The following is a 22,094-nucleotide window of genomic DNA, read 5'->3' as shown; positions in this document are numbered from 1 at the left end:
ATATTATGAAAGAAAAAATTTTTAATTTAAAAAAAACTGAATACATTATTCCAGAATTTTTTAAAGAAGAACTTGATGACGAACAATTGGATGCTGTTATTAATTCAAATGGCCGAACATTAATAATTGCAGGCCCGGGTTCCGGAAAAACCCGGGTTATTACTTATAAAATTGCATATTTATTATCTCAAGGAATCAGACCAGAAAATATATTATTAGTCACATTCACAAGAGCTTCAGCAAAAGAAATGATAGAAAGAGTTAGAAATGTAACAAATGTAGACACTTCATCATTGACAGCTGGAACATTTCATCATATATGTAATATAATTTTAAGAAGGTATTCGAAAATAATAGGTTATGAAAATAATTTTTCTATTCTTGATTCTGAAGATTCAAAGGATTTAATGAGAATAGCTAAAAATGAATATAAAGAACATTTATCCAAAGAAGAAGCAAAACAAATTCCAAATGAAGGCGTTATATTAAAAATTATAGGTTATGCTGCTAATACATTAAAGTCCATAAGAGAAGCAATTTTAGATATCGCTTCGTATCTGATAAATTTCGAAAATGACATTGAGAAAATATACATGAAATATATTGAATTAAAACAAAAAATCAACGCAATGGATTATGATGATATGTTAATAAATACATTGCACTTATTAGAAACAAATGAAGATATTCGAAAACATATAGCTTCAAAGTTTAAATGGGTATTGGTAGATGAATTTCAGGATACAAGTTTAGTTCAACTGAGAATTGTAGAGTTTCTATCTAGTGTTCATAAAAATTTAATAGTAGTTGGTGACGACTCTCAAAGTATTTATTCATTTAGAGGCTCAAGATTTGAAAATGTTGATGATTTCACGAATCATAAAAATGTAAAACTATTTAAAATTCAAACAAATTATAGAAGTGTTCCAGAAATTGTAAATCTTGAAAATTATTTAATTCCCACACATTCAATTCCAAAAAAATTAAAACCATATAGATCTTCATATAATATAAAACCAAAAATCGTAAAAACTTATGATGAATTGGAACAATCTGACTTCGTTGTTCAATTAATTGAAAATAAATTTAATGAAGGTATTTCTCCAGATGAAATAGCTATTTTATATAGATCCCATAGTCTTTCTATGGCATTGCAACAAAAATTAGATGCTAATAAAATAGCATATAAATTATTATCAGGAAAGAGATTTATCGAAACAAGACATATAAAAGATATACTAGCATTTTTAAAAATAACAAATAATCCATTTGACAATATTTCATGGTCAAGAACTTTAAAATTATTTCCCGGGATTGGGCAAAAAACTGTATCAAAAATAACAAATAGTTTTTATTCTAACCTGATGGAATATACAACACCATATGATGCATTTGAGAATATCAATCTTAAAAAGTATCCAAAATTAAAAGATATAATATTATATTTATATGAAAATGAAACAGAAAACCCACAGGATTTAATCGATTATATTTATTTTGAATTTTATAGAGAATATTTAGAGCTTAATTTTAAAGATGCTTATTCAAGAAAACTTGACATAGAAAGATTATCAGAAATTGCTTCAAGATATGAAACTCTTGATAAATTTCTCGAAGAACTTGCACTAAGCGAAAACATTGAAATTCAGAATGCTGATAAAGATAAAAAAACAGAAAAGATAACATTAACAACAGTACATGGCGCTAAAGGTCTCGAATGGAAAGTAGTAATAATAATTTCTGTTAATCCTGGAGACTTCCCAAATGGCATGGCATTAAAAGATAAAAAACTTGATGAAGAAGAAAGGTTATTTTATGTCGCGGTAACCAGGGCAAAAGATGAATTATATATAGTTAAACAATTAACAGGAACAGCAAAACCATATTATGGCAACTCATTTTATATGAGACAAAAACTTCCTGATTTTACCGATAAAATTCCTGAACACCTTGTTGAATACTGGAAAATTGGATATGAAGAATAAACAAACACCAGACTAAAAAAACAACCCCTTGAAGGGGTTGTTTTTTTAATTATTAGAAATTGCTGGTTTATATATTACTAATTTTTGTCCAATATAAATTAAATCTGGATTTTTGATATTATTCCATTTTGCTATTGCATAAGGATTTACATTGTACATTCTTCCTAATTTAAACAAAGTATCTCCTGATTTTACATTATACATAATATCTGTTGCAACATACCAATTATTATCCACTTTAGCTTCTATAACTTTATGTTCCATTATATAATCAGCCATTAATTCTGAAACTTCCATCATTACTTCTTTTACAACTGGTTTTCCTTTAAACATGGAATATCCTCCACCGCCACCGGCTCTATAATTATTCAATACAATTTCATATTCTTTATTCATTTCAACTGGTTTTCCTTCATACTCAAGCCATACTACTCTTTCTCCAACAGATTTATTAACATCTATAATATATCTTATACCTTCCCACATATCATAATTATAATGTTGAGGTTTAGGATCAACCCATGATTTATTTACTTCAACCTTTCCATCTTTTAATACAAAATAGTCCGCACTTCTCTCTATTGCATCTTTTATATCTTTACCTGTAACTTTCAATACTTTTAAAGTATTTGGATAAATATAAACTCCATTTATATCTCTTAAAGTAACAGGTCCAGATTTCCATCCTTTTATATCATTATTAAACAATGCAGTTGAAGAAATCTTTACTCCAGAATAAGTTTGTTGTACTCTGTTTACAAATTCTATAAGTGCATTATCTGCTAATCTCGTTTTTAAAGGATCGTAAACATAAAAATCGCCTTTTGCGGTTCCAACTGGTTGATCTAACCATTTTTGAACTTTATCTTCATAATCCTGAACTAAAGCTAAAACCTCTTTGTCTGATTCTACAGTTTTAGAATTTAACAATTCAGATTTCTTTGAAACTATTTTCCATTTTCCATTTGAGTTATCAAGAGTTAATTCAATTCTTCCAACCATTTTACCCCAATTTTTTGGCATAGATACTGCAACACCATTATAAACTCCTGAAATTGCTCTGTGTTGATGTCCTGTCAACAAAACATCTATTCCTGGAACTTCTGTTAACAACTGATATCCCTGATTTTCTCCAGTTAATTCTTCAGTTGGTTTTCCAGTATTTAAATCCCTTTCAAATCCTCCATGATAACCTACTATTAAAACATCAACTTTTTCTTTTTCTCTTAATATTTTTACATATTTTTTTGCAACCTCAACTGGATCATAGAAATCAAGATTCCTTATATTTTTCGGATCTTCCCAATTTGGAATAAATTTTGTAGTTAACCCCAGAATACCTATTTTAATACCTTTATAATCGAAAACCATATATGGTTTAAATACTGGTTTTCCTGTATCTCTATCTACTATATTAGCACTTAAGAATGGAAATGTTGCTTCTGATATTGCTTTATTTAAAACTTTCTTACCATAATTAAATTCATGGTTTCCTATAATTGAAGCAAGATATCCCATATGGTTCATAACTTTAACCATTGGATCAACAGGACCATTATCTATTCTTGCATGATAATATTCTAAAGGCGTCCCTTGGATTAAATCACCTGTGTCAATTAAAAAGACATTTGGATTTTTCTCTTTTTCCATTTTATAAAATGTTGAAACTCTTCCCAACCCTACATAATAAGGCTTATTTGTTGCATAATTTACAGGAAATATATTTCCATGTAAATCACTGGTATGAAGAATAACCAGGTTTACTTCTTCTGCAAAAATAGCCAAACTAATAATTAAAATACTTAAAAGAATAAGAAACTTTCTCATACATACACCCCCTGCTTTGTTATATTGGTAAATATTATTATACCACTTTTTACAAAAAAATGTACATCAAATTTTTAAAAATACATATTAATATTCCATATAGACAATATCTTTTAAAATATCTATAAATTTAAATTCTATGGAATCCATATCTACTTCAACCAATAAAATACTATTAGGCGAATTTTCTTTTGGAATAGACATACTTCCCGGATTTATTACAACAATATTATCAACCTTATCAAATCTTGGAATATGTGTATGACCATGAATCAAATATTGACAATTATATTTTTTTGCCAATAATATCGAATCTTCTAAATCAGGATCCCAGCCATGAGCGAAGAAAAAATTAAATGGACCATAACTTTCAATTACATAGGGTGTTGATTCCGGTATATTTAACAATTTTAAATCTATTGGCGAATCACAATTCCCGGTTACAAATGTTCGTTTAGAAAATGTTGTTAATCTATTTGCAAGTTCCATTGGCTCATAACCCTCTGGCAATGAATTTCTCGGGCCATGATATAAAAAGTCTCCAAGATGTATCAATCTATCAGCTTCTTTTATATATTTTAAAGCTTTTTCAAAACAAAATATTGAACCGTGTGTATCACTAATTATAGCTAATTTCATATTTTACCTCCACAAAATTAAAGTTATTATTTACATTGTATATTTTACCACAATCTTGCTATAAATAACAATACATCTTTTAATATATCCAAAAATTGCCCACCGTTAGGTGTGCGTTAGCTCAATTGTTTTATAATATTATTTTGTTTTTCCTCTTTTGCCCACCGCTAGGTGTGTATTTATGGAGCAAATATGGTATAATTAAAGAAAACTAATCTTCAAGGGGGAAAGGTTATGGAAATTTTATTTTTAGGAACGGCTGCATCAGAAGGTTTTCCAAATCCTTTTTGTTCATGTGAAAATTGTAAAAACGCTAGAAAAGAAGGTCAAAAAAGTATCAGACTAAGATCAAGTATTTTAATTGACGAAGAAATATTAATTGATTTTGGCCCAGACATAGTCGCATCAGCTAATAGATTTGGCAAAGATTTATCTAAATTTATGCATATTTTAATAACTCATGGCCATTCTGATCATCTATTTTTTAAAAACTTTGAATATCGCAGTCCTATATTTTCTGGTTCTTTTGATGATTTACCACATATAGACTTAATTGTTCCTGATAATTTAGGTACAATCATAAAAAACAATACTGATCTTCCCAAAATAAGTCTAATGTCAGTTGAGCCATTTAAAACTCTACATTTAAATGGTTATATTATATATACATTAAAAGCATATCATACTTCAGGTTATGATGAAACTCCTTTGAATTATATTGTAGAAAAAAATGGAATAAAAATTTTGTATGGTGTAGATACAGGAAAATTCCTGAAAGAAAGTGTGGATTTTATAAAAAATAAAATTGGATATCTGGATATTGTAATTTTAGATGCTACTATGGGATTTAACAAAAAATATGAATTTCATATGGGTTACGAAGAAATATTAGAAACAAAAGATGTATTCGAAAAAGAAAATATCATTAATGAAAAAACAGATTTTATAGTTACTCATTTTTCTCATTTACATAATCCTGTTCATTCAGAATTAGAAAATATATATTCTAAACATAATATTATTCCAGCATTTGATGGTTTAAAAATAAACAAATAATTTCATGCCTTTGATTTATTTTAATATTCTGAAACTTAAATAATAAACAAATGACGGCTTAGCCGTCATTTGTTTATTCGCTCATTTAGAAATTGATGTTTTAATTTTTTCAACAGCTTCTTTTAAAGCTTGAGCTGGTTCTAATTGACCATTTATAATTTGAGATAATGCATCTCCCATTGGTCCCCAAACTGAACCCATTTCTGGAACATTTGGCATAGGCTCCCCACCTGCTGCACTTTTTACAAATGCATCAACGATTTCTTTTGGAACAGGTCCGCCTTTTTCTTCGATAATTTTAGCAACATCTGTTCTTGCTGGTAATCTTGGATCTGCTAAATAGAATTCATAAATTCCCTCTTTTGTTGCTAAGTAATTAATTACAAATTCTTTTGCCAGAGCTTTATTTTCGCTTCTTGCATTTACCATTAATCCCTGTACTCCAACAAAAGGTTTTCCATAGTGACCATCAGATAATTTTAATTCTGTTAAAGGTAATACTCCAAAATCTATTCCTGCATTTATATAGTCTTTTACAGCCCATGGTCCATTGATAATCATAGCAGCTAAACCATCTTTAAACATTGAATCCATTGTTCCATAATTAGCTCCTTGTGGAATTAAGCCTTCATCAAAGAAAGATTTAATTAATTCAGCACCTTTAATTGCCCCATCATTTGCTAAACCAATATTATTTACGTCATAACCATTTTCTTTTGTCCATTTGAAAACATAACCACCATTTCCTGCTATAAATCCGTATGAAAAATAGAAGTTACCTGCGTCATAAACAAATCCTAATGTTTCATCAGTTGTATATTCTCCAGCAATGGCTTTTAAATCTTCGATAGTTTTCGGTGCTTCTTCAACATAATCTTTATTGTATAATAAAGCAACAGCTTCAATTGCATAAGGAACACCATATAGTTTTCCATTTACTGTGAAAGCGTTTAAACCTGATTGTGCGAATTTATCTGTTTCTATAGCAGAAAATGGAATTGAATCGATTAAACCGTTTTCAACTAATTCTCCAACCCAATCGTGAGCACCAACAATAATATCAGGACCTTCTCCAGCCTGTGCAGCAGTCAAAAATTTTGATTTAATATCACCAAAATTAACCTGTTGCACTTCAACCAATATTCCTGTATCTCTTGTAAATTTTTCACCAAATGCTTTCATAAAATCAACCTGCTTTTCTGAAGACCATACTACTATTTTGTTTGATACTGCAAATATAGAAGTAAATACAAATAATACCAATAATGTTAATACTGCAGCTTTTTTCATCTTTTTACCCTCCCTTTACTATTTTTATAAAAAAACTGTTACAGTAAAATTATAACACATAATTTTATATTTTTCTATATCTTTTTTTATTTTCAATGGAGTTTATAAACGATTATAACGATTTATTGTTAATTAAAAATTAAAAAAGTTATTTTATAACTAAATATAGCATATTTTGTGTAATCAAATCATAATCCTTAAAATACAAATTATATAGTTTATCTGTAAAAATTTTTGATTCTATTTCAAAAATAGCTGTATTATTAGAATAATTATAAGAATATACTTTAAAATTACTCGTTATTAAATTATAAATTTTTTGATACTTTTCATTTGAAATATCTAATATAACAATCTGGACGGGAAGACCGTTTGCAAGATAATTCATCCATGTCTTTATTATTTCTTTAGAAAGCTTTTCACCAGCAATTTCAGAACTTTTTCTTACAGCTGTCTTTATAGCACCTATTTTCGTTACATCAGAACCTCCAGATTCAGCAGACACACTTGCAACCAATTTACCTGTTGACGTCCAATAGGCTTTAAGACCTATTTTACTTCTTGCTGTACTCAAACCATAATATTCTCCAGAATATTCAGCATATATATTACCTTCAATTAAAATGTCAAGTCCTTCATTAGCTAAATTTATTTTATCTGATACTTTTCGTATTTTCCCCAAATCAAATAAATTAAAACCATATTTACTTAATTTTCCTTCAATAGTTGTTTCCGCAATTTTTATATAAAAATCATTACTCCTTGTCATTGGAATAAAAACACCTATTTTTGGTTTTTTCATCTGTTGTAAAATATAAAAATAATCATCATCTTTTAAATTTTTTGAAACTTTATACTTTATTTTTATTTTATAAATTCCATTTTCACTTGTTTTCTGTAATATTTCAGAACCTTTTATAAACCCATAGGTTTTTGAAAGTATTGTTTTATCAACTAATTTGAAGTTTTTTACAGTTGTTTGATTATATAATTTCATTCCTACTATATTTTGTAAAGCCTGAATACGTGCGTTGGTTTCTGCTTCTTCATAATTAATTCCTTTTCCTTCCACTACAATCTCGGTAAAGGCATTATCCGCAGAAGAAAAATATTCATAAGGTTCCGTTTTGGGTTGCGAAGAACAGGAATTTAGTATAAATAAAAATATGATTAACAAAAAAAGCACACTTTTTCTCATAATCATCCCCCTTTGTAATAGTAAATTCCATTATTTTCTATTATTATCCCCTCTAAAGTCAACATTGTTAGCCTTTGCAGTATAATAGATGATTTTTCAGATGTATAATATATAATTTTTTCAAATGTATTAAAATTATTCGTTATAGCCTCAATTATTTTAAAGTCCAATGGATTTTGAATATCAATATTATTAGTATTTTCAAGATTAAAAAGTTCTTTTAAATGGGTTTTAGATATAATCGGTATTGCACCATTATATATTAAATTATTTGTCCCTTCAGAAGATTTTTTTGTTATATCCCCAGGAATCGCATAAACATCTATACCACTTTCTATTGCTAATCTAGCTGTTATTAAAGAACCACTTTTTTTAGCTGCTTCTATTACAATTATGCTACTACTCAATCCAACAATTATTCTGTTTCTTTCAGGAAATCTAAACGGTTGAGCAGGCGTACCTGGAGCATATTCTGAGATAATACATCCATTATTTTCTAATATTTCATTATATAAGGACCTATTAAAAGCGGGATATGGAATATCCACACCACTACCCAAAACCGCTATCGTTTTATTTTTTATAGCACCTTTATGAGCAAATGAATCTATTCCATAAGCCATACCACTAATTATGACGTATTTTTTTGATAATATTTCAGAAAAGGAAAAAGCTATATTTTTTCCATATGCTGTGCATTTTCTGGATCCTACTATTCCAATAGATTTTTCTTTCAATAATTTTACATTACCTTTTATATATAAGACTAATGGCGAGTTATATATTCGCCTTAACTTTTCAGGATATTCTTCATCAAAAAAAGTAATAACCTTTATATCCTTTTCTTTCAAAATATTATAAAACTCTTTTAATTGTTTATACTCAATCATAGGCTCTTTATTATTTTTAATATTATCGATTATTTTTTTATTAGGCTCTTTCAAAAATTCCTTCATCCATATAATACTATCTTGAATCATTTTTAACATCCTTTTTATGTTCTCTAATTTCTCTCGTTAAAAAATAATTTAATGTGGTTCTAATTGCAATTATAGTTGCCAGATGTCCGGTATCATTCCATGTTGGAGATACTGTTGTTCTAAGGATGCTTGCTCCTATCAGAAAACTTAACCCCAGTGAAAAAGAATGTCCAAGTTCTAACCGGCTTTCCCATATACTCACTTCAGATTCTTTTCCAAAAAGTACATCCTTTAAAAAGATAGAAAATCCTTTTATCATCCCAAATACTATTACAATCATAGCTAAAATATAAGATATATTTGAAACGTAATCAACAAGAATTTCGACAACATGATGAATTTCCATTTAACCACTCCTTTATCTTCATTAATAACAATTTTATCATAAAAATTTAAAAAATAAAAAGCAACCTTTAATTGGTTGCTATAAATTGATAACTTCTAAATTTATAGGCATTTCTTTAGATCTATAAATTTTAAAATAAAAATTCATCAAATCAGGAAATTTCCTGAATCTTTTTGGTTCTCTTAACATTCTATATAACCATTCTAATCCAAAAAACTGAAATATTTTCGGTGCCCTTGGTATCTTACCGGATATAACATCTATACTCCCTCCAACACCCATAGCTAATTTTACATTTAATCTATGAATATTTTTGTAAATAAATTCTTCCTGTTTTGGAACGCCCATCCCTACAAAAAGGATTTCAGCTCCACTATTATTAATTCTATCAATTACTTCTTCTGTATTATCAAAATAGCCATGATGTGTTCCAACAATAGAAATATCCGGATATTTATTTTCTAAGTGTTTTTTTGCCTTGTTTGCAACCCCAGGTTGAGACCCCAATAAAAATATTTTATGTTCCTGCCATTCGCAAATTTTTAACATTGTATCTATTCCTGGACATCTTTCAGTTGTATATCCCCATTTTTCGAGATATTTTACAACACCAATACCATCTGGTATTGATATTGTTGCATTCTGTAATTCATATTTATATTCATCATTTTTAAAATATTCTAAAAACATTAATGCGTTTAAAGTTACAACCCAAACTTTTTCATCTGAGTTTATTTTTCTTTTTATAAAATTCCACATTTCTTCCTTTTTACCAGATAATAATTTTAAACCAAATAATTGTATCATTTGAGTCACATCATTCCCACCTTTTTGATATACAATTTTTTTTATAAACTTTTTAGGTTGTCTAAAAAGTCTTAAATGAAACGAAGGCTCGAAGATTGCCCTTACACGCTACCGCGGGTATAGGATAAAAGATTTTTATTATATAATTATAAATCTTTTTCCCTTAGATTTTTTATCCTAAAAAATCTAAGCGTAAATGTAAGCCGTCAAAATTACATGGATGTAATTTTGAGCGGAACAATACACGATGTATTGTTTGAGCGACGGCTGAGAATGAATAATTTTAAGGATTAGCAATCGAGCTGCCTGAGTGAATTTGACTTTTTGGACACCGTATAAACTTTTTTTAATAAACGCTTCTATTTATTTTTTCTTTATCTTTACCTTAAATACCTAATAAATTATAATTAATGTGCTAAAATATATAACGGACTGTATATTGATAAACCTTACTCAATTTTATATTTTACCATATTTCTGTCTTAATTTATTAATATGAATGTTAATTTTACAATAAAAATGGAGGTTGATTGCATGGATAATAAAAAAAGTGCTATAGATAGATTCATAGATAAATCTTTTCAGGAAAGTATTCCAAAAGAATTACCGGTAATTGCAACAAGAGCTAAATTAGTAATTTTTCCAAATTCCATATTACCAATGTTAATCGGAAGAAAAAAATCTATAAAAGCCCTTGAAGAATCTCTTGAGAAATACAACAACATGATTTTTTTTGTTTCACAAAAACATATAGAACAGGAAAATCCCAAAATTGAAGATTTATATAAAATCGGAACTGTTGGAAAAATTGTTCAAATAGTAAAATCACCAGAAGGGGAGTATAAAATTTTAGTTGAAGGATTGAAAAGAGCTGAATTCAAAAAAGTTATTGAAACAGAAGAACTATTTAAATTTGAAATTTCACCTCTTGAAAGAAAATATAAAATCACAAAAACTTTAGAGGCATTGGTGAGAAAAGCAAAAGATCTATTTGAAAAATATATTAGTTTAACAAAAAAATTCCCTCAAGAAGCAATAATGGTGTTAGAAGATACTAATGATCCTGAAATTATAAGTGATTTAATAGCATCTGTTTTACCTCTTGAACTAGAAGAAAAACAAGAATTATTGGAAGAGTTACACCCTAAAAAACGTTTAGAATTAGAATTGGAATTTCTTGCGAGAGAAATTGAATTATTGGAAATAGAAGAAGTTTTAGAATCAAAAGTAAGAGAAAAAATTGAAAAAGGTCAAAAGGAATTTTATTTACGGGAAAAATTAAAGGCTATTCAAGAGGAACTCTCTGGAGAATCTGATGAAGAATTTAAAGAGATTAAAAATAAGATTGAAAATTCCGGTTTGCCAGATTATGTAAAAGAAAAAGCGGAGTACGAACTAAAAAGACTTGAAAAAATGTCGCCATATTCTCCAGAATCTAATGTCGTTAGAACGTATTTAGATTGGATTATTAATTTACCCTGGAATAATAAAACTGAAGATAGATTGGATATAAAAGAAGCTGAAAAATTGTTAAATAAAAATCATTATGGCTTAAAAGACCCGAAGGAAAGAATTTTAGAATTTCTGGCTGTAAGAAAATTAACAGATAAACCAAAATCACCTATTCTATGTTTCGTAGGCGCTCCAGGAGTTGGTAAAACATCCCTTGGAAAATCTGTCGCTGAAGCCTTAGGAAGAAAATTCGGAAGAATTTCACTTGGCGGCATAAGAGATGAAGCTGAAATACGCGGACATAGAAGAACATATGTGGGAGCTATGCCAGGTAGAATAATTCAATTAATAAAAAGATTAAATGTGAAAAACCCTGTTATTGTACTGGATGAAATTGATAAAATGGGTATTTCTTATCAAGGAGATCCTGCCTCTGCTCTCTTAGAAGTTCTTGATCCAGAACAAAATAATAGTTTTATAGATCATTATTTAGAAATACCGTTTGATCTCTCTGAAGTGATTTTCATTACTACTGCTAATGTGTTGCATACAATTCCTTCAGCTTTAAGGGATAGAATGGAAATTATACATATTTCAGGATATACTGATGCTGAAAAGTATTATATAGCCAAAGATTATATAATCCCACGTTTAATGGAAGAACACGGAATAAAACATTCTCAAATAAAATTGAATAAATCTGCTTTACAAAAGATAATTTCTGAATACACAAGAGAAGCTGGAGTGAGATCTCTAGAACGTGTTCTGGCAAAATTAATGCGAAAAACTGCTTTAAAATTAGCCGAAGGTGAAAATAAAGTTGTTATTAAAGTTAAAGATATATCTGATTTTTTAGGTACTCCACCATATTTCAGATCAGACAAATTAAAAAAACCTGAAATAGGCGTGGCTACAGGAATGGCCTGGACAGCATATGGAGGAGAAATTTTGCAGGTTGAAACGCTTATAACCTCTGGCAAAGGAAAAATCATAATTACAGGTAAATTAGGAGAAGTTATGAAGGAGTCTGCACAAATAGCATTAACTCTATCAAAAGCGCTAATAGAAAAATTCGATGAAAAGTTAAAAGACAAATTTGAAAATTGTAATTTTCATATACATGTTCCAGAAGGAGCTGTACCAAAAGATGGTCCATCTGCCGGAATTACTTTAACAACATCGATAATTTCCTCAATATTAAAAAATCCTGTTAACAATGAAATTGCTATGACTGGCGAAATTACTTTAATGGGTAAAGTATTACCTGTAGGTGGAATTAAAGAAAAGTTATTGTCTGCATATAGAAGCGGAATTAAAGAAGTAATAATCCCTAAAGATAATGAAAAAGATTTAGAAAAAATCCCAGAAGAAATTCTAAAAAGGATAAAAGTCAATAAAGTTAATAATATTGAAGAAGTATTAAAAATAGCATTACTGGGGTGATGAAAATGTCTAATAAAATAGAATTAGTAAAAACTGCATATATAAAAGGAGATTACCCTCCTGTTCTTAATTCAGAAATAGCATTTGCCGGAAGATCTAATGTTGGAAAATCAAGTTTGCTTAATAAAATATTTGGTATAAAAATCGCAAAAATAAGTTCTAATCCCGGAAAAACTCGATCTATAAATTTTTATAGTGTAAATAACAAAGGTTACCTTGTAGACTTACCAGGATATGGATTCGCAAGTGTTTCAAAAGAGGAAAAGAAAAAATGGGCTCAATTATTGGAAGATTATTTTACTAACAGATATTCATTACAGATGGTCTTTTTGCTAATCGATCATAGGCATGAACCACAAAAGAAAGATATTGAAATGATACAATGGTTGAGGCAACTAGAAATACCTTTTATTATAGTTCTTACAAAACTCGATAAGTTAAAGAAATCGGAAAGAAATAAAAAATTCAAAATAATACAAACTGAATTATCAAAATATGGAGAATATTTATATTTTCCTGTATCTTCAAAAACTGGTGAAGGTATAGGCTTATTAAAAAATGAAATATATAAATATTTAAAATAGCAGGTAAGTAATTACCTGCTATTTATAATTATTATAATATAAAAATTTTATCTTTAATTAATTATAGAAATATCAACACAATCTGATAAAAATAATACTGCACTTAAGTGCAGTATTATTTGCATTCAGTACACATTCCATATATCTTCAAGTCAAAATCTTTAATTTCAATATTTTCATAAGGTAAAATACTTCTTATTTTTTCTTTATCCAAATCCAACTTTAATGCCTTTCCGCAATTTTCACATATAAACAGCACTCTTGGGTCTTCATCAAAATCTTCTATCAATTCATATCTCGGTGTTCCGTCTTCAAAATCCAACTTTCTAATAATACCTATTTCTTCTAAAAGATCTATCCCTCTCTTTACTGTCATTTTACTTGTTTTATGGCTTTTTTTCTTTCTGATATTCATATATACATCATCTAAACTCAATAATCTTCCTTTTGATTCCATAAATATTTTTAAAATAAGCTCTCTTTGTGCAGTCATCCTTTGTTTTTTATCTCTGAGAACCTTTTTTAATATTTGTTGGGACATAGTGTAGAATCCGCCTCCTCATATTTTAGTTCGATTCAATTTTACAGCAAAAAAAAAACTTTTTGATTTAAATATTATTAAAATTGTGTTCCCTTTTATTTAATTCAAACAGTGTGTATATCAATTTTCCACCCGGTAATCTTCGCCGCAGCACGAGCATTTTGGCCACCTTTACCTATTGCCAGAGATAATTGAGTTTCAGGGACATGAACCAAAGCTGTTTTATTTTTTTTGTCCAATTTAATTTTCAAAACCTGTGCAGGCGCCAGAGCATTTTTAATCAATTCTTCGACATTATCTGACCATCTAATAACATCTATTTTTTCCAGATTTTTCAAATCATCTAATATTTGGCTTATTCTTACACCATTTTCACCAATACATGCACCTACTGGATCAATTTTTGGATCTTCTGAATAAACTGCTATCTTACTCCTTATTCCGGGTTCTCTGTATATTTTTTTTATTTTTACTATACCATCTTCAATTTCAGGTATATTCATTTTGAACAATTCTTCCACAAATTCTGGTGCATTTCTTGTCACAAGAATTTTAGGCCCTTTTGTTGTTTTTTGAATGCTTTTAATGTAAACTTTTAAGATGTCTCCAGAATATAGAGTTTCATTAGGTATCCATTCTTTTTTTGGCAATTTTGTTTCTAATTTTCCAATCCTTATATCCGCATAATCATTTGTTACCAATAATACTTCTGCTGTGGTTATTTTACCCTCAAGTGGAGCATATTTATGATATAAATTTTCTTTTTCTATTTCTCTAATACTTTGCTTTATAACCTGTTTAGCTGTTTGTGCAGCTATTCTTTTAAATTCTTTCTTCGGGTTTATTTTCTTTTTAACCACATCTCCCAATTGTGCTTTTGAACTTATTTTTTTGGCTTCCTCTAAAGCAATTTCTTCACCTTCTTTTTCAACATTTTCAACGACTTTAAGAAGTTGATATATTGAGATTTCTCCATGATTTTTGTCCACAATTACTTCAACATTTTCCATCTCATAATTATTTTTATAAGCTTTTTCTATTGCTTTTTCTATAATTTCTAAAAGAACCTCTTTTTTTATATCTTTTTCTCTTTCCAATTCTTCTAATGCTTCTATTAAAACCACATTCATATAATCACCTCCACTTTATAAGTCTATTTCTAAATTTGATCTAAGTATTTTTGTATAAGGAATATTTAAAAGTTTTCCACCATCTTTTTCTCTTATAAATATAGTATTATCCTTTATATTCTCGATATATCCTTTAACAACAGAACGATTTTCTATTCGTTCCTTTAAGATTATTTTAGCTAATTTTCCTCTAAATCGTATAAAATCATTTAAACTTCTTAATGGTCTATCCAATCCAGGAGAACTAACTATTAAATCATAAGAGCTATCTATTATGTCTTTTTCATCAAGATATACCTCTATTTCTCTTGAAAACTTTTCACATTCGTCAATTCCAATATACCCATCTAACTTATCAATAATTATTTCTAATTTTAATTTTCTTCTGATTTTTTTCATTGAAACATCAAATATTTCAAGATTCATCCTTTTAGCAATTTCATTAGCTTTTTCTTTTATCAGGTCAATTTTCATAATAATGCACCTCCTTATTAATAAAAGAGAGTTCGAGGGCGAAGCCCTCGAACATCTTAAATAATTTATTTCAATGCGATTATATCACATTTTTTTTATAAAATCAAGTGGAAATTGCAAAACCGAATGCATCTTTTTCGAATGCAATTATATCATTTCTGGAAGTTACTATATCTTTATCTTTTTTTCGTAAATTTTCCCCAAAAACACTGGAAAGAATTTTTTGTGATGAGTCGCTAGCATACATTTCTATTTCAGAAATTTTCCTTAATAATTTTCTTCTATTTTTATCAATATTATTAAACGCTCCTCCTTTAACCATCTGTTCTGTAATATTTCGTGTAATTCCTATGTTTTTAGTTCTTTTTATAAAATCTTCAAAGGATGTATATTTTCCATTCTTATTAATATCCTCAAAAATCCTTTTCTCTGCAAACTCACCAACACCTTTTATAGTTCTCAATGGAAGTATAACAACGCTTTTTTTAAATTTTCCTGATGGAAAATTTATATCAGGTAGTAATAAATTAATATTCATAAGTTTTATTTCATTATACAAATCAAAAGAAAATCCCTTATACTTTATATATTCAAGATAAAACCTTTCGGGATATAAACTTTTTATTTCAGCAATCCAATAACTCAAATGCGAATATGCTACACTATGAGATTTATTAAAAGCATATTGAGCAAAAATTTCTATTTTTTTATATAATTCTTTTGCTTCCTTTTCTCCAATTTTTTTGGCAGCATTCGAAATAAATTTTTCTTTTAATGCTGTAACTTTTTTAATATCCTTTTTGGCAATAGCTTTTCTAAAATTATCAGATTCATGTGCTGCCAATCCGCCTAATTTTTGTGCCAGATACATTACCTGTTCTTGAAATATAATAACCCCTTTTGTTTCTGGTAGCATCTCTTTTAAATACTCTTTCGAACTTCCTTCTAAATACTCATCAAACATTCCTGAATTTAGAGGGCCTGGTCTATTTAATGCCAATAATATATATAATTCATTAAAATTTTTAGGTCTTAATTTTCTGGTTAATTTTTTTGCCAGATTCGATTCAAGTTGAAAAATCCCCTCCGTTAAACCCTTTGATATCATACTATATACGTTTTTATTGGATAAATTGAAAAATTTATCTTTAGAATAATGAAAGTTGAATTTTTTTAATAAAGATAGCGTATCTAAAGATAATAGGTCAAATTTTTCTATGCCAATTAACTTTAGTTCGTCCATCTCCCATAATGTTGCAGGAATGTTTCTTGAAAAATCAAGTGGTATGATATCTTCGATGTTTTTATCTGACAAAATTACACCCGCAGCATGTACGGATTCAGCTGTTTCAATTCCTTCAAGATAAAAAGATAATGTATAAAAATCTTTTATTTCCGGTTTATTATATAATTTCATATTTTCTTTATCTCTTATTTTTTTTGTAAATTTATTTGAATAATCTATTCCCAAAATACTTTTGACTTTTTTAAAAACACTTTTACTTTTCATTCTTACATAAGTTCTAACCTGAGCAACTTTAAATTCTTTCGCCAAATTTTCAATAAGAACGTCTCTTTTTTCTGATTCAATATCAACATCAATATCGGGTAATTCCTGTCTTGATTCGTTTAAAAATCTTTCAAAATAAAGGTTGTATTTTACAGGATCTATTAATGTTATACCAAGCATATAAACAATTAAAGAACCTACGGCTGAACCTCTTCCAGGTCCTATTAGTATTTTGGATTCTTTAGCAATATCGATTATCTTTTTTACAGTTAATATATAATCTGAAACATTTAGTTTTCTGATAATTTCTAATTCATATTTCAATCTATCCATGTAATTTTCCGGTATTTTTTTTATTATTGGTAGAATACTTTCATATAACTTTTTAAATCCTCCCATATTAGGAATGTTAACAAAAAATTTGGAAATATCATAATTAGTATCTATACTTAAAATATAATTATATAATTTATTATCAATATAATTTTCAATACTGTAATTTTTCCTTATATAATCACCATTAAGATTATTTATTAATTCTGAAAATCTTTTCGTTGGATATACTATTTTTCTTAAAATTTTTTTACTGGCGAAAAAATATAAATTATCTTTCATTCCATTATATATTCTTATAGCTTTTTTAAGATCTTCTGTATTTTTAAGTAATGCGACATTGTTTTTATATTCAAAAAATATTATAGGCTTTATCTTATACAAATTGCATGTATGTATGAAATCTATCCACGATTTTGGATGGTTTTCTAATATTGCAATAGATGAATAATTATATTTTTTTGCCAGTGGAACCAAATCTCTTATTTGAATATAAGATTGTCCAATTGTTTTAGAGGTTACAACAGGACCTAATATTTTCAAAATAATCACCTCATTAAATGCATACTCCATATAAAAAATAAATATTAAAATTTTCTTTTAGTAATATTTGTTAATATTTTACACATTCCAATTCTTTTATAATTCAATTTATATGATTTTCCGAACTGATTTCAATGCTATTATAACACAAAACCAGCTTGCTAATAGCAAGCTGGTCAAACATTGGTAAAATATTTCTAAAAAAATCAATTTTAGGGATATAATAATAAAGTCTCGCAATTTGCGAGACTTTATTATTATATTGCTCTCTTTACTTTTCCAGCTTTTAAACAGCTCGTACAAACATTCATTCTTTTTATTGTTCCATCTTCTAAAACAACCTTAACTTTTTGAATATTTGGTTTCCACCATCTTCTTGTTGTTACTTTAGAATGAGCAACGCTATTGCCTGCTGTTGGTCTTTTCCCACACACTTCACAAACTCTAGCCATTTTAATCAGCCTCCTATATATTTTATTATTTATTATATTTAATGCACCTTATATATTATATACATAAAGATGAATTTAATATTTAAATAAGGTTAATTTTATTCATCATTTTCAATTAATTTCTCTTCATCTTCAAATTTCATTGGCTTTACTATTGGATAAGCTATAACATCCCTTATTGTTTCCGCATTAGTAAGGAACATAACAAATCTATCTATACCAATTCCGAGACCACCTGTTGGTGGCAACCCATATTCTAAAGCTCTAACAAAATCAAGATCCATCATCTGAGCTTCATCATCACCTTTTTCCTTTAATTCCACTTGCTTTTTGAATCTCTGTAATTGATCTACAGGGTCATTTAATTCACTAAATGCATTTGCTAATTCTCTGCCATATATGATTAATTCAAATCGTTCTGTAACTCTTGGGTCTTCTCTATGGCGTTTAGCCAATGGTGATATTTCAACAGGATGTTCCAATACAAATGTTGGTTGAACTATTTTGCCTTCAACTAACGACCACAATTCATCTATATAATGCCCTTTATCTTCTACCTGAACATCAACTCCATTTTCTTTTAAAACTTCTATCATTCTTTCATCTGAATCCTCTAAAATATCAACCCCAAGATGTTCTTTTATAAAATCTCTCATCTTTACTCTTTTAAAAGGTGGTTTGAAATCAATTTCTACTCCTTGATAATTAATTTTTGTTGTACCATGTATTTTTTCTACAACATATGATAAAACATCTTCTGTAATTTTCATCATATCATTATAATCAGCATATGCCTGGTATAATTCCATCATCGTGAATTCAGGATTATGTTTATAAGAAACACCTTCATTTCTGAAATTCTTACCAATTTCAAATATTTTTTCCATTCCACCAACAACAAGTCTTTTTAAATATAGTTCGGGAGCTATCCTCAAATACATATCAACATCGTAAACATTTAAATGTGTTACAAATGGTCTTGCATTTGCACCACCTAAAATAGGATGCAATGTTGGTGTTTCTACCTCTATAAATCCCTTTGAAGATAAAAATTCCCTGATATATCTAATAGCTTTAAATCTTGTTACAAATGTTTTTAAACTCTCATCATTTGCTATCATATCAACATATCTCTGTCTGTATTTAACTTCTTTATCTTTTAGTCCATGCCATTTTTCAGGTAATGGTCTCAATGCTTTTGACAAAATTTCAAAATCCAATATTAATAAAGTTAATTCTCCTGTATGCGTCTTAAAAGGAAATCCTTCTATTCCAATCCAATCTCCAATATCCATATATTTTTTGAATTCATCAAATTTTCCGTCAGCAACTTTATCTTTTCTTATATATGCTTGTATTCTTCCTGTATCATCTTTTATTACTATAAAAGCAGATTTTCCATGCTTTCTAATTGACATTACTCTACCAGCAAACTTAAATATTTCATTTTCTAATAATTCCCCATCAGAAATATTGTTGTATTTTTCTTTTATCTCTTCAACTTTCATATCCTTTTCAAATTTGTAAGGATATGGATTCTTTCCTTCTTTTCTAATTTCTTCTATCAACTTTAATCTTTGCTCTCTTAAATCGCTCAAATCAAGCACCTCCATATTTTAATATAGCTAATATTTCAAGTTCTCTTTCTTTATTTGATGGTGTTTTAAACTTTATTTTATCACCAATTCTTTTCTTTAATAAAGCTTTTCCTAATGGAGATTCTGAACTAATCTTTTTAGGATTGGAAAATATGTCAGCTTCCTGTGAATTAACTATCTTATAGGTTTCTTCTATATTCTTTTTTAAATCTTTAACAATAACTGTATTCCCTAAATTAACTTCCTCATTATTGCTTTCAGATTCATCAATAACCTCTGCATTTTCCAATATATAATCAATTTCTTTTATTCTTGAATCAATCTTTCCCTGTTCATTTTTTGCTTCTTCATATTCACTATTTTCAGATAAATCACCTAATTCTCTTGCCTCTTTTATTCTTTCAGCGATTTCAGTCATTAATTTTTTCTTTAACGCTTCTTTTTCTTTTATTAAATTTTCATAACCTTCTTTTGTAAGTTGTATCTTTTCACCTGGTACCATATTTTAAACCTCCTTGAATTTCTTCTTCAATTTTCTTTTTTCTTTAAATCATTTATTATTTTTATAAAATGGTTTAAATCTCCGAATTCTTTATATACTGAAGCAAATCTAACATAGGCAACATGATCAAGCTCTTTTAATTTATTCATAATTATATCACCTATTTTTCTGCTTTCTATTTCTGAAGTTCCCATTTTTCTCACAATCTCTTCGATTTCTGCAACCAGATTTTCAATTTGCTCATAACTTATAGCTCTTTTATGGCAGGCTTTAATTAATCCATTTAATACTTTTTGTCTGTCGAATATTTCTCTTTGACCATTTTTTTTAATAACAAAAATTTTATGCATTTCGTATCTTTCATATGTTGTAAATCTACTACCACATTTCAAACATTCCCGTCTTCTTCGAGTCACAGTACCTTCAGCAATTGTTCTTGAATCCAATACTCTCGTTTCATCGTGCCCACAATATGGACATTTCATGAATATCCACCTCTTTTTATATTATTGGCTAATTTTTCCAATTTTTTTATTTTATAATATAACGAAGATTTTGATATATTCAACGATTCAGCCATTTCGCTTAAACTATCACTTTCATTTTCCAATCTGTATAATGCTATTTGTTTCAATTCATCTGGCAACTCATCAAACAATCCATTTTCTAAAAGGATATTAATACTTTCAATTTGTTTTGAAGCACTTTCTGCAGTTTTAGTTGCATTTGCAGAAATAAAATTAAACGTCCGCGACACATTACTTTTCAATTCGCGAACTTTTATAATATTTGATATTTTTTCCACAGAATCATGAGCTCCAATTAATTCAAGCACATTTAAAATATCTCTGGAAGATTTTATGTATATTTTTATTTTATTATTTTTTGTTATATAATTGGCTTTAATTCCTATAAGATTATGTAAATTTTTTATTATTTTTTGCGCAAAAAAATCCGTAAAATCAGAAAAAATTTCAAAATGGTAATTTTTGGTAATTGAAACCGACCCACAACTCAAAAACAAGCCTCGCATAAAAATACCAAATAAATATGGGTCATTATAAATATATTTCGGGATATCATCAGAAAAAATATCTATATTTTTTTCTTCAAAAACTATTTTTGCATGCATTAAATTAAAATAAAGTTCTCCCATTCTTCCTAATTTTAACCTTTTTTCAATTTTTATATAAGTTGTTATCCATTCCTCAAATAATTCTTTAGAAATCTTATATACCCTTTTCAGAGTATTCATTGATGAAACAGATAATTTTAAAAAATGTTGATCTCCATTTATAACAAAACTTCCCTTTCCTTTTATAAAACCAAATAATTCTATTTCAGGATAATCAATTTTTGTATTAACCAATTCTAATTTAACATTTTCTGAAAAAACTGACATTT

20 protein-coding genes are annotated in these 22,094 nt (G+C 28.0%); 4 read left to right on the top strand and 16 right to left on the bottom strand.

Features of this window, described 5'->3' with window-relative positions; translation table 11 throughout:
- The first annotated feature begins 5 nt into the window (after window positions 1-5).
- Window positions 6-1,985 (top strand): ATP-dependent helicase, encoded by a 1,980-nt coding sequence (locus X274_RS07305; protein WP_047266167.1) that lies wholly within the window; start codon window positions 6-8, stop codon window positions 1,983-1,985.
- A 45-nt stretch (window positions 1,986-2,030) separates the two neighbouring features.
- Here the strand turns inward: X274_RS07305 and X274_RS07300 are convergent, their stop codons facing one another.
- Window positions 2,031-3,812 carry a 5'-nucleotidase C-terminal domain-containing protein gene (locus tag X274_RS07300; RefSeq protein ID WP_047266166.1) on the bottom strand — a complete coding sequence of 594 codons (1,782 nt, stop codon included), beginning with the start codon at window positions 3,810-3,812 and terminating at the stop codon, window positions 2,031-2,033.
- A gap of 87 nt (window positions 3,813-3,899) precedes the next feature.
- Entirely contained in the window at window positions 3,900-4,451 is a 552-nt protein-coding gene (gene yfcE / locus X274_RS07295) for a phosphodiesterase (RefSeq protein WP_047266165.1), read from the bottom strand.
- Between the two features lie 234 nt (window positions 4,452-4,685).
- On the opposite strand from yfcE, the gene X274_RS07290 reads away from it, so the two are divergent.
- On the top strand, window positions 4,686-5,507 hold the full coding sequence (locus X274_RS07290; protein WP_047266164.1) for an MBL fold metallo-hydrolase: 822 nt from the start codon (window positions 4,686-4,688) through the stop codon (window positions 5,505-5,507).
- 81 nt (window positions 5,508-5,588) lie between these two features.
- Here X274_RS07290 and malE read toward each other — a convergent pair whose 3' ends face one another.
- The 5 genes from malE to X274_RS07265 all read right to left on the bottom strand — a co-directional run bounded on the left by malE (window position 5,589) and on the right by X274_RS07265 (window position 10,128).
- Complete coding sequence (malE, locus tag X274_RS07285) at window positions 5,589-6,797, bottom strand: maltose/maltodextrin ABC transporter substrate-binding protein MalE (RefSeq protein ID WP_047266163.1); 1,209 nt, start codon at window positions 6,795-6,797, stop codon at window positions 5,589-5,591.
- Between the two features lie 148 nt (window positions 6,798-6,945).
- Window positions 6,946-7,995: a hypothetical protein gene (locus tag X274_RS07280; RefSeq protein ID WP_047266162.1), complete on the bottom strand. Its 1,050-nt coding sequence runs from the start codon at window positions 7,993-7,995 to the stop codon at window positions 6,946-6,948.
- A 2-nt stretch (window positions 7,996-7,997) separates the two neighbouring features.
- A complete protein-coding gene (dprA, locus tag X274_RS07275) occupies window positions 7,998-8,975 on the bottom strand; it encodes a DNA-processing protein DprA (protein ID WP_052913236.1) in 978 nt (325 codons plus the stop codon).
- Complete coding sequence (locus X274_RS07270; protein ID WP_047266161.1) at window positions 8,962-9,321, bottom strand: DUF1622 domain-containing protein; 360 nt, start codon at window positions 9,319-9,321, stop codon at window positions 8,962-8,964. The genes dprA and X274_RS07270 overlap by 14 nt, the downstream gene beginning before the upstream one ends.
- Window positions 9,322-9,399: 78 nt before the next feature.
- The gene (locus X274_RS07265) at window positions 9,400-10,128 is read right to left on the bottom strand and encodes a WecB/TagA/CpsF family glycosyltransferase (RefSeq protein WP_052913240.1); all 729 of its coding nucleotides are present in this window, start codon (window positions 10,126-10,128) and stop codon (window positions 9,400-9,402) included.
- 534 nt (window positions 10,129-10,662) lie between these two features.
- On the opposite strand from X274_RS07265, the gene lon reads away from it, so the two are divergent.
- On the top strand, window positions 10,663-13,023 hold the full coding sequence (gene lon, locus X274_RS07260; protein ID WP_047266160.1) for an endopeptidase La: 2,361 nt from the start codon (window positions 10,663-10,665) through the stop codon (window positions 13,021-13,023).
- Between the two features lie 5 nt (window positions 13,024-13,028).
- Window positions 13,029-13,607, top strand: a complete 579-nt coding sequence (gene yihA, locus X274_RS07255) for a ribosome biogenesis GTP-binding protein YihA/YsxC (protein ID WP_084822680.1) — start codon at window positions 13,029-13,031, stop codon at window positions 13,605-13,607.
- A gap of 115 nt (window positions 13,608-13,722) precedes the next feature.
- On the opposite strand, the gene X274_RS07250 is transcribed toward yihA, so the two are convergent.
- The 9 genes from X274_RS07250 to whiA all read right to left on the bottom strand — a co-directional run bounded on the left by X274_RS07250 (window position 13,723) and on the right by whiA (window position 22,092).
- Window positions 13,723-14,148 carry a Fur family transcriptional regulator gene (locus tag X274_RS07250; RefSeq protein ID WP_047266158.1) on the bottom strand — a complete coding sequence of 142 codons (426 nt, stop codon included), beginning with the start codon at window positions 14,146-14,148 and terminating at the stop codon, window positions 13,723-13,725.
- Window positions 14,149-14,252: 104 nt separating this feature from the next.
- Complete coding sequence (gene nusA, locus X274_RS07245; RefSeq protein ID WP_047266157.1) at window positions 14,253-15,278, bottom strand: transcription termination factor NusA; 1,026 nt, start codon at window positions 15,276-15,278, stop codon at window positions 14,253-14,255.
- Between the two features lie 15 nt (window positions 15,279-15,293).
- Window positions 15,294-15,752 (bottom strand): ribosome maturation factor RimP, encoded by a 459-nt coding sequence (gene rimP, locus X274_RS07240; RefSeq protein WP_047266156.1) that lies wholly within the window; start codon window positions 15,750-15,752, stop codon window positions 15,294-15,296.
- 103 nt (window positions 15,753-15,855) lie between these two features.
- Entirely contained in the window at window positions 15,856-18,138 is a 2,283-nt protein-coding gene (gene dnaE / locus X274_RS07235; RefSeq protein WP_052913235.1) for a DNA polymerase III subunit alpha, read from the bottom strand.
- Window positions 18,139-18,395: 257 nt separating this feature from the next.
- Window positions 18,396-18,590: a 50S ribosomal protein L28 gene (gene rpmB, locus X274_RS07230; protein ID WP_047266155.1), complete on the bottom strand. Its 195-nt coding sequence runs from the start codon at window positions 18,588-18,590 to the stop codon at window positions 18,396-18,398.
- A gap of 98 nt (window positions 18,591-18,688) precedes the next feature.
- Window positions 18,689-20,203, bottom strand: coding sequence for a lysine--tRNA ligase (lysS, locus tag X274_RS07225; RefSeq protein ID WP_047266154.1), 1,515 nt, complete (start codon window positions 20,201-20,203; stop codon window positions 18,689-18,691).
- Window positions 20,190-20,690 carry a transcription elongation factor GreA gene (gene greA / locus X274_RS07220; protein ID WP_047266153.1) on the bottom strand — a complete coding sequence of 167 codons (501 nt, stop codon included), beginning with the start codon at window positions 20,688-20,690 and terminating at the stop codon, window positions 20,190-20,192. The genes lysS and greA overlap by 14 nt, the downstream gene beginning before the upstream one ends.
- Before the next feature lie 26 nt (window positions 20,691-20,716).
- Entirely contained in the window at window positions 20,717-21,175 is a 459-nt protein-coding gene (gene nrdR, locus X274_RS07215) for a transcriptional regulator NrdR (protein WP_047266152.1), read from the bottom strand.
- Complete coding sequence (whiA, locus tag X274_RS07210) at window positions 21,172-22,092, bottom strand: DNA-binding protein WhiA (RefSeq protein ID WP_047266151.1); 921 nt, start codon at window positions 22,090-22,092, stop codon at window positions 21,172-21,174. Before whiA ends, nrdR begins: the two co-directional genes overlap by 4 nt.
- Between the last annotated feature and the right edge of the window lie 2 nt (window positions 22,093-22,094).

Origin of the sequence: Marinitoga sp. 1155 (assembly GCF_001021175.1) — a bacterium.
In the GTDB taxonomy this organism is placed as follows: Bacteria; Thermotogota; Thermotogae; order Petrotogales; family Petrotogaceae; genus Marinitoga.
The sequence above is the reverse complement of the archived record's forward strand: the minus strand, read 5'-3'. Positions and strand labels throughout refer to the sequence as shown.